The organism is bacterium (assembly GCA_020440705.1).
Taxonomy (GTDB): Bacteria; Krumholzibacteriota; Krumholzibacteriia; order LZORAL124-64-63; family LZORAL124-64-63; genus JAGRNP01.
Window position 1 is genome coordinate 23,472 of sequence record JAGRNP010000008.1, and the last position, 9,676, is coordinate 33,147.

6 protein-coding genes are annotated in these 9,676 nt (G+C 71.8%); 5 read left to right on the top strand and 1 reads right to left on the bottom strand.

From position 1 onward, the window contains the following. Positions 1-1,269, top strand: a 1,269-nt coding sequence (locus KDM41_02565; protein ID MCB1182287.1) for a hypothetical protein, incomplete at its 5' end; no start/stop codon positions are given. A 56-nt stretch (positions 1,270-1,325) separates the two neighbouring features. Here the strand turns inward: KDM41_02565 and KDM41_02570 are convergent. Next, positions 1,326-4,058, bottom strand: coding sequence for a protein kinase (locus KDM41_02570; GenBank protein MCB1182288.1), 2,733 nt, complete (start codon positions 4,056-4,058; stop codon positions 1,326-1,328). Between the two features lie 171 nt (positions 4,059-4,229). On the opposite strand from KDM41_02570, the gene KDM41_02575 reads away from it, so the two are divergent. The 4 genes from KDM41_02575 to KDM41_02590 all read left to right on the top strand — a co-directional run bounded on the left by KDM41_02575 (position 4,230) and on the right by KDM41_02590 (position 9,666). Then, positions 4,230-5,012: a zinc-dependent peptidase gene (locus tag KDM41_02575; protein MCB1182289.1), complete on the top strand. Its 783-nt coding sequence runs from the start codon at positions 4,230-4,232 to the stop codon at positions 5,010-5,012. Between the two features lie 44 nt (positions 5,013-5,056). Beyond that, complete coding sequence (locus KDM41_02580; protein MCB1182290.1) at positions 5,057-6,382, top strand: sigma 54-interacting transcriptional regulator; 1,326 nt, start codon at positions 5,057-5,059, stop codon at positions 6,380-6,382. A 265-nt stretch (positions 6,383-6,647) separates the two neighbouring features. Further along, entirely contained in the window at positions 6,648-7,934 is a 1,287-nt protein-coding gene (locus KDM41_02585; GenBank protein MCB1182291.1) for a Glu/Leu/Phe/Val dehydrogenase, read from the top strand. Positions 7,935-7,950: 16 nt separating this feature from the next. Further along, positions 7,951-9,666 carry a hypothetical protein gene (locus tag KDM41_02590; GenBank protein ID MCB1182292.1) on the top strand — a complete coding sequence of 572 codons (1,716 nt, stop codon included), beginning with the start codon at positions 7,951-7,953 and terminating at the stop codon, positions 9,664-9,666. Positions 9,667-9,676: the final 10 nt, after the last annotated feature.

Below are 9,676 nucleotides of genomic sequence, written 5' to 3' on the forward strand. Positions count from 1 at the left end.
CTGACGATCCGGCAGCAGTCGTTCCAGTGGGCCGCGCTGGCCAACGGCCGTGTCATCGGCTTCGAGTTCACGATCACGAACACGGGGTCCGAGACCCTGACCGACGTCTTCCTCGGCATGTTCTCCGATTCGGACATCGGGTCGCGCGGGCGGCCCGGCGTGGCCGACGACGACCTGGCCGGGTCCCTGTCGTTCCCGGTCAGCGCCTACGACGGAAGTCTCCTGCCCGTGGAACTGGCGTACATGAAGGACGCGGCGCGGACGAACCAAGAGCCGGGGCGGGCCGCCTGGGTGCTGTGCGGCGTCTTCGACGACGCGGGCGCGCCGTTTCCCGTCGGCCGGCGGGGCTTCCAGGTCTTCCGGGGCAACGCGGCCTTCGCCGACGGCGGCGATCCGACCAACGACGCCGAGCGGTACGAGCTGCTCAGCCGGGACGAGGTCGACCCGGACACCCCGTTCGACGAGTGGGCCGACTACCGCACCCTGATCTCCACGGGGCCCTTCGCCACCCTGCCGGTCGGGGCGAGCCTGCACTTCCGCACCGCGTTCGTGATCGGGGAGAACGACGCCGATCTGCTCGACAGCGCGTCGGCGGCCGTGCTGACCGCCTACGGCCGATCCTTCGACCGCGACGGCGACCCGGCCAACGGCGCCGAGTTCCCCGTCCCCTGGATCCGGCCCGACGAGGTCCTGGTCGCGGCCCTCGGCGGCCGCCTCGAGGGTCGCTTCGCGGACGGCGGGGCCGAACTGGCGGTGGCCATTCCGGCCGAGTTCGCCGCGGTGATCGAGGTGCACCGGCGTGCGGCCGGCCGCCTGCCCGCGCGCACCTGGGACGCCGCCGACCTGTCGCTCTCCGGACGCGAGAACGACAGCCTCACCCTGACTCTCGACGACCGCGACGCCGGTCCCTGGCCCCGCTCCTACGAGTTGGCCGCGGTGATCGAGGGCGATCGCATCCCGCTGGACGAGGTGCAGGTGAAGGGGGCGCTGCCGATGCGGGCGACCCTGCAGGCGGGACCGAACCCGTTCAATCCGCGGCTGCAGGTGCGGTTCAGCCTGCCCCGCGACGGCCACGTCCTGCTGCAGGCCTACGACCTGCGCGGGCGCCGCGTCGCCGACCTCGTCGACGCCGACCTGGGCGCCGGTGAGCGGGTCGTGGCCTGGGAGGGCCGCGATCCCGCGGGACGCGCCCTGCCTTCGGGCACCTACCTGCTGCGGCTTTCAGCTGCCGGGGAACTGGTCGAGACCCGGGTGACGTTGCTGCGCTGACGACCATCGGGCCGGCCGACCTGCGGGGCGGCCGGCCCGCTTCTGCATCGTGCTTCTCAGTCTGCGGCAGCCGCCAGCTTCCGGCGCACGAGGTCGTCCCATCCGGTCACGTAGACCAGCGAGGGGGCGACCTTGTCGTTCTGCTCGGGCTCGAGGCCGACGATGGCCCGGCGGCCGTCCGGGTGCAGGATGACCTGGCCGATGCGCGGGAAGTCCGGGTGCGGTCGCAGGTCGAGCAGCAGTTCGGGCCGGCCGATGTCCGGCGCCTCGCCCGCGAAGTCCACCGGGATGCGGAAGAAGCCGATCTGGTCGATGAGGATGATCGACGCCCGCGCCGCGGACCAGATGTACGCGTCGAGGCGGCCCATGGTCGGGGGCAGGCTCCACACGGCGCCCGTGTCGGGAAAGCGACGCAGCAGGATCTCGCCGCCGTTGGCCGTGTCCTCCCGGAAGTACTGGGCGCCCTCGACGTAGAAGACGTAGCGGCCGTCGGTGCTGAAGCGCGCGTCGCGCTGGGACGAAGGGCCGCCGACCAGCGGCGTGAGCGTTTTCGGGTCGGCCGCGAGGTCGAGCGTCGTGATGTCGAAGCCGTTGGCGCCGCTGAAGATGGAGATGGCCAGGTGCCGCCCGTCGGGGCTCACGGCGTCGGGCCAGACCCCTCCCAGCGAAGGCGGCGAGATGACGGGCTCCGGGCGCAGGGAACCGTCCACCGGGCGCGACCAGACCTCGAAGTTGGTGCCCGCGTCGGCGCCCTGGGACCAGTAGAAGGTGCGCGAGTCGGGCGACCAGGCGCCCACGTACTCGACGCTGGGGCGGTTCGTCAGCTGCTGCTCGCGGCCGGTCAGCAGGTCGCGCACGGTGATGTCGTAGTCGGCGTCACGCACCTCGATGGCCAGCTTGCCGCCGTCGGGGGAGACGTTGCCGTAGCCGTAGTGGCGGTAGTCGGTGAAGGGGGTGACGTCGCCAGTGGCGAAGTCGAGCCAGGCCAGCCGCACGTCCTCGCTGCGGGAGCCGCGCAGGTCGAGGTAGAGCAGGTTGCCCTGCTCGTCGACGGCGAACTGGGCCGAGCCGTCGTCGTCCTCCTGGTTGCCCACCGAAGTGGAGACGTCCTCGCGCACGAGCTGGGGCAGGCCCGTGGGCGTGAGCGTGGCGAGGTCCAGGCCCACGGCGTAGATCCCGGTGCCGCGGGTGAAGAGCAGGTGGCCCGCCGTCCGCACGACCGGCGTGGCGCCGCCGCGCAGGATCACCTGCCGCTCCTTCGTGTCCAGATCGACGTACTCGACGGCGGACTGGTCGTAGTTGCGGCCGAGGAACTGGCACTCGAAGACCACGCCGCGCCGGCCGGGCACGAACTGCGGCCAGCGATGGCTGCGCTCGCCCCGGCTGCTGTCGGGTTCGGTGAGGGCCGAGGTCTCGCCACTGCGCAGATCCAGGGCCGTCAGGCCGAAGGCGATGCCCTGGGTGTAGACCAGCGTGGTCTCGTCGACCCAGGTGATGCCGCGGGTGAGCGGCGCGTCGACCAGGTCGAACGGGGTGCCGCCGGCCACGCTGATCCGCCTGATCTTGCCGCCGCCCATGAAGGCGATCCAGCGGCCGTCCGGCGAGAAGCAGGCGGCTTCGGTACCGGCCGTGCCGGGCAGCAGCGTCGATTCCAGCCGGGTCCGGGCCCGCACGTTGATGCCGTCCCGCGTGACCCAGGCCAGGTACTCCCCGTCGGGCGAGACCAGGACGTTCTTCCGCGTGTTCGGAATGTCGTCCTCGTTCGCGACCTCGAGCATCCATTCGGTGTGCGCGCGGGGGGGCGCCGGCCGGGGACCGAGGGCGGACCAGCCGAACCAGGCCGCCGCGACCACGGCCAGACCGGCCACGAGCCAGGGCAGCGGCGAGGGCCGACCCGCGGCCGGGGCCGGGGCCCCGAGCACCGACTCGTGCATGGTCGCCGGGTCGTCGCGCCACCGTTCGAGCCGCACCCGCGCCTCGCCGATGTGGCGCAGGCGGCGCCGCGCGTCGCGCTCGAGGCAGCGCTGCAGCAGGCGGCGCACCCCGTTGGGCGTGTCGCCGGGCAGGTCGGCCAGGTCGAGGTCGGCCCGCAGCACAGCCGCCACGGTGTCGCTGACGGTCTCGCCGTGGAAGAGGCGTCGCCCGGAGAGCATCTCGTACAGGATGGCCCCGAAGGCCCACACGTCGGTGCGCTGGTCGACCTTGCGGCCGCGCGCCTGCTCCGGGCTCATGTAGGCGGCCGTGCCCATGATCACGCCTTCGCGGGTGTAGGCCACGGTCATGGTCGGCGAGTTGAGGATGTCGCCCGAATCGAGGGGGTCGTCGGCGCGGGCGAGGCCGAAGTCGAGGATCTTGAGCTGGCCGTCCGGCGTCAGGCGCAGGTTCGAGGGCTTCAGGTCGCGGTGGATGATGCCACGGTCGTGGGCCGCCTCGAGCCCCTCGGCGAACTGGCGCGCCAGTTCGAGGGCCTCGTCCAGGGGCACGGGCGCGGCGTCGATGCGGTCGGTGACGTCCTGCCCCTCGACGTACTCCATGACCAGGAAGCGCAGGTCGTCGGCCTCCTCGAGGCCGTGGATCGCCGCGATGTTCGGATGGTTCAGGGCCGCGAGCACCTTGGCCTCGTTGCGGAAGCGGGCCAGGCGCTCGGGATCGGCGGCGAAGGCCGGCTGCAGGAACTTGAGGGCCACGTCGCGGTCGAGGCGGGTGTCGCGGGCGCGGTACACCTCGCCCATGCCGCCCTCGCCGAGTTTGGCGGTGATCTCGTAGGGGCCGAGGGTCCTGCCGATCATCGCAACGCCTTTCGCGAGAGCCCGGTCGCCGGTGGAATTGGAGAGTCGCCCGATCCTAGTTGGCGCGACCGGATTTGGCAACGCCCGCCGGGTTGACCCGGTCGCGAAGTTCGGCGATCCTGTGGCCACGGCGCCCCGCGCGCCGGGCCCCCCGAGCCGGAGGTCGACACCATCTTCTTCTTCGGACGTCGTCGTCGCGGCAAGCTGCTCGCGACGCCCCTCGATCCGGGGCGGCGCACCCTGCTGCACCGGGTGGCACCCCTGTGCGCGCGGCTGCGCGGCGAGCTGGCCGCCCGCCACGAGGGCGTGGTGAACGTGCTCCTGGCCGAGAAGAACTTCGAGACCGCCGAGGGGCTCGTCCTGACCGACGAGATGCGCCTGGCGGTCGCCGGCCAGGCGGCCCTGCTGCAGCTCCACGAGGGCGCCGAGTACTACCCCGGCCTGGCGAGCATCATCCTGTATCCCGAGTCCTTCACCGTGCGGCACGAGCGCTGGGGCGACGATGGCCTGGTGCACGAGGAGCCCGACGACCTCTCGGGCGAGTCGTGGGCCCAGGGCACGGTCGTGCTGGCCTGGTCGGACGTGCGGCACGAGGCGCGCAAGCGCGACGGCTACAACGTGGTGCTGCACGAGTTCGCCCACCAGCTCGACGACCGCACCGGCGAGGCCAACGGGACGCCGCTGCTGCGCGACGCCGCCAGCCTCGGCGCCTGGCACGCCGCCTTCGAGGAGGCCTTTGGCGCCCATCGCCGCCTGCTGCGACGGGACCGCCACCTGCTCTTCGACAAGAACGCCGCCGAGAGCCCGGCCGAGTTCTTCGCCACGGCGGTGGAGCTCTTCTTCGAGTTCCCGGCCGAGCTGGCCGAGACCTATCCGGCGGTGTTCGCCTGTCTGGCGGGATGGCTGGAGCTCGATCCGCGGAAGCCCCACATGGAGCGGGGAGGCGCGTCGTGACGGAGCGGCCGGGCCCCGCCCTCGATCCGGCGCTGCTGCTGACGATGTTCAACAGCGTGCCGGAGGGCGTCTTCGCCGTCGATACGGACTACCGCATCATCGCCGTGAACGACGCGGCGCTGACGGCGCTCGATCTTCCCCGCTTGCGGGTGATCGGCCGCTCGGCGCGCGAGGTGCTCCACGCGGGCATCGGCGGCGACGGCTGCCAGCTGCGGCGCACCATGGCCACCGGCAGGCCCGGCCTGACCCTCGACCAGCGCCTGCGCGACTCCCTGGGGCGCACCTTCCCGGCGACCCTCTCCACCGGCGCCCTCCATGACGACGAGGGCCGGATCATCGGCTGCGTGGTGACCTTCGTCGACCTGGCGCGGGTGCGGCAGCACCTCGACGTGTCCGACCCGGACGCCGCCGACGCGCCGGCCGGCGCCATGATCACCGGCGATCCGGCCATGAAGCGCCTCTTCGACCTGCTGCCGACCCTCGCCCGCAGCGCCTCGAGCGTGCTCATCCAGGGCGAGACGGGCACGGGCAAGAACCTGGTGGCCCGCACCCTGCACGGGCTCAGCGCCCGCGCCGACGGCCCCTTCATCACCGTCAACTGCGCCGCCCTGCCCGAGACCCTGCTCGAGTCGGAGCTCTTCGGCTACAAGGCCGGAGCCTTCACCGGTGCCCACCGCGACAAGCCCGGTCGCTTCGCGGCGGCCGAGGGCGGCACCCTCTTCCTCGACGAGATCGGCGACATCCCCCTCGGCATGCAGGTGAAGCTGCTGCGCGTGCTGCAGGAGAAGGTGTACGAGCGTCTCGGCGAGCAGACGCCGATCCCCTGCGACATCCGCTTCGTCACCGCCACGCACCGTGACCTGGACGAGATGGTCGCCGCCGGCACCTTCCGCCGCGACCTCTACTACCGGGTGAACGTGCTGAACCTGGAGATCCCGCCGCTGCGCGACCGGAAGGGGGACGTTCCGCGCCTGGCGCAGCGCTTCGTCGAGCGGCTGTCGCTCTCGCGGGGCCGGCACGTGACCGGGGTCTCGTCGGCCGCGCTCGAACTGCTCATGCGCCACAACTATCCGGGCAACGTCCGGGAGCTCGAGAACATCCTCGAGCATGCCTGGGTCATGTGCCGGGGCACGGTGATCGAACCCCGGCACCTGCCGCGCGACCTGCAGCTGCTGGCGCCGACGGCGGGTCCGGCCGCCGAGGACGGGCTGTCCCGGGTCGAAGCGGCGTACCTGCTGCAGGTCCTCGAGCGCCATGGCTGGCACCGGGGTCGGGCCGCCGCCGAATTGGGCATGCACCGCACAACGTTGCAAAGGCGCTTACGGAGACTCGGCATGGCGCCGCGCAGGGACGGCCGGACCCGCGATTGATGCCGCCATGGCTCATTTCGGCAAGCATTCACGCTTTAATGACGCGTTTATGCATCGATATTGGCATCAAAAGATGCAACATCGCATCATTAGATGTTCCCGAGCCCCGCCCGGGTCCCCCTTCCAGCCCCGGATCTCCTTGCGGCACAACGACCAGAGCCGCCCGGTCCGGCTTCGTCCGGCTGGTCCCGGACTTGCCCTGCTCTCGTGTTCGCAGGTCCCGCGGCCCCACCGCGCCATGTCCGCAACCCGGGAGTCGGGAGTCATGTCCGCCAAAGCCTTCAATCCGTTCGTCACCGCCCAGCAGGAGTTCGACCGCATCGCCGACCTGATCGGCCTCGACGCCGGAGCCCGCGAGCTCCTGCGGCGCCCCCTGCGCGAGTACCACTTCCAGATCCCGGTGCGCATGGACGACGGCTCGGTGAAGGTCTTTGCGGGCTATCGCATCCAGCACAACGACGCGCGCGGCCCGAGCAAGGGCGGCATCCGCTTCCACCCGCAGGAAACGGTCGACACCGTGCGTGCCCTCTCCATGTGGATGACCTGGAAGTGCGCCGTGGCCGACCTGCCCCTCGGCGGCGGCAAGGGCGGCGTCATCTGCGATCCCCATCACCTGAGTCCCCGCGAACAGGAAGCGCTCTGTCGGGGGTGGGTGCGCCAGGTCTGTGGCAACGTCGGACCCGTGCGCGACATCCCCGCCCCCGACGTCATGACCACGGCCCAGCACATGCTCTGGATGCTCGACGAGTACGAGACCATCCATGGCGGCCACTATCCCGGGACGATCACCGGCAAGCCGGTGGGCATGGGCGGCTCGAAGGGCCGCGCCCAGGCCACGGGCTACGGCGTCGTCTACACCCTGCGCGAGGCGCTGAAGGAGAAGGGGCTCGACCCGAAGACCACCACCGCCAGCGTGCAGGGCTTCGGCAACGTGGCCCAGTACGCCATCGAGCTCTACCACCGCCTGGGCGGGCGCGTCGTGTGCGTCTCCTGCTGGGACCAGGAGGCCGAGGAGAGCGTCAGCTACGCCCGGCCCGACGGCGTCGACCTGGCCGAGCTGCGCGGGCTGGCCGACCACTTCGGCGGCATCGACCGGGCGCGGGCCGCGGCGGCGGGCTACGAGGTCCTGCCCGGCGACGCCTGGCTGGCCCAGGACGTCGACATCCTGATCCCGGCCGCCCTGGAGAACCAGATCACCGCGGAGAACGTCGACCGCATCTCCGCGCGGGTGAAGATCATCGCCGAGGGCGCCAACGGCCCCACCGCCCCGGACGCCGACCCGCTGCTGGTGGCGCGGGGCGTGTTCGTGATCCCCGACTTCCTGGCCAACGCCGGCGGGGTCACCTGCAGCTACTTCGAGCAGGTGCAGAGCAACCAGAACTACTACTGGGAGCTGGGCGAAGTCCTGAGCAAGCTCGACGTGAAGATGACCGCGGCCTACTACGACGTGAGCGAACTGAGCAGTCGCCACGGCGTGTCCATGCGGGACGCGGCCTACATGCTGGCCATCGACCGGGTCGCGAGCGCCTGCCGCGACCGCGGGTGGATCTGACCCGGGAGGGAAGCCCATGGACGCCGACGATCCCGCGCGCGTACCCGACTTCAGCCGCGGCACCTGGCAGGGTGGCGCCGTCGTCTCCCGCATCGGCGGCGGCGGCATCGGCGGCAAGGCCGCCGGCCTGTGGCAGATGTCCCGCGAGCTGCTGCACCAGCTCGGCGACGGCGAGTTTCCCGACTTCGCGGTGACGATTCCCCGCATGGTCGTGCTCGGGACCGACGTCTTCGACGCGTTCATGGATCTGAACGGCCTTTGGGACGTGGCCCTGTCCGGCGCCTCCGACGCCCGCATCACCCACGCCTTCCAGCGCGCGAGCATCCCGCCGGAGTACCTGGGCGACCTGCGGGACTTCATCGCCCAGGTCGCTTCGCCCCTGGCCGTGCGTTCGTCGAGCCTGATGGAGGACATGCTGAACCACCCCTTCGCCGGGGTGTACGGCACGAAGATGATCCCCAACAACGCGCCCGACGCCGACACGCGCTTCCAGCGCCTGGTCGAGGCGATCCGTTTCATCTACGCCAACACCTACACCAAGACCGCCCGCGACTACTTCCGGGGCGCCGGCCGCGAGCACGCCGACGAGCGCATGGCGGTGGTCATCCAGGAGGTCGTGGGCAACCGCCGCGGCGACCGCTTCTATCCCGAGATCTCGGGCGTGGCCCGCACCTTCAACTACTACCCGAGCGGCGGCTCGGACCCGACCGAGGGCGTCGTGAGCCTCGCCCTCGGCCTCGGCCGCCAGATCGTCGACGGCGACCTGTGCTGGAGCTACTGCCCGGCCCGGCCCGCGACGCCGCCGCCGTTCAACGACGTGGGCGACCGCATGCGCGGCACCCAGACGAGCTTCTGGGCCGTGAACATGGGCACCCCGCCGCCGCCCGATCCCATGGGCGAGACCGAGTTCCTGCTCCGGCCCGACCTGGCCGCCGCCGAAGCCGACGGCGTGCTCGACCACCTGGTCTCGACCTACGATCCGGCCTCGGACCGCCTGCGCCTGGGCCTGGGCGCGGCCGGGCCGCGGGTGCTGGACTTCGCGCCGCTGCTGGTGGGCGAGACCCTGGGCCTGAACGGCCTCGTGGCGCGGCTGCTGCCCCTGGCCGAGCGGGTCGCCGGCTGCCCCGTCGAGCTCGAGTTCGCCGTCGACGCCGGTCCGGACGGCCGCCGCCGCTTCTGCCTGCTCCAGATGCGGGCCATGCTCATCCCGGCCGGGGAGTCGAAGGTGGGGGTGCACGAGCTGCAGGGGCCCGACGTCGTCATCGCCAGCGAGATGGCCCTCGGCCACGGCGTGCGCGAGGACCTGCGCGACATCATCTACGTACGGCCCGACACCTTCGCCGTCGCCGAGACCCGCGCCGTGGCCGCCGAGGTCGAGAAGCTCAACGCGCGGCTGCTGGCCGAGGAGCGGCCCTACCTGCTGCTGGGCTTCGGGCGCTGGGGCAGCTCCGACCCGTGGCTCGGCATCCCGGTCGACTGGGGCCAGATCAGCGGCGGCCTGAACCCGGACCCCAGCCAGGGGACCCACTTCTTCCACAACCTGATCGCCTTCCGCGTGCTGTACCTCACCGTGCGCGGGGGCGGCGGGCGCATCGACTGGGACTGGCTCGCCGCGCGTCCGGCCGCGGCCGAGACCCCGCACCTGCGCCACGTGCGCCTGGACGAACCCCTCTCCGTGCGCCTGGACGGCGTGGCCGGCCTGGGCGTCGTGGAAGCGAAAGGCGGAGCATGAAACCGACCGA

Excerpts from the sequence above, each read along its gene's own strand:
- KDM41_02585 (MCB1182291.1), top strand. The coding sequence starts at position 6,648 with ATGTCCGCCAAAGCCTTCAATCCGTTCGTCACCGCCCAGCAGGAGTTC.
- KDM41_02580 (MCB1182290.1), top strand. The coding sequence starts at position 5,057 with ATGTTCAACAGCGTGCCGGAGGGCGTCTTCGCCGTCGATACGGACTAC.
- KDM41_02570 (MCB1182288.1), bottom strand. The coding sequence starts at position 4,058 with ATGATCGGCAGGACCCTCGGCCCCTACGAGATCACCGCCAAACTCGGC.
- KDM41_02590 (MCB1182292.1), top strand. The coding sequence starts at position 7,951 with ATGGACGCCGACGATCCCGCGCGCGTACCCGACTTCAGCCGCGGCACC.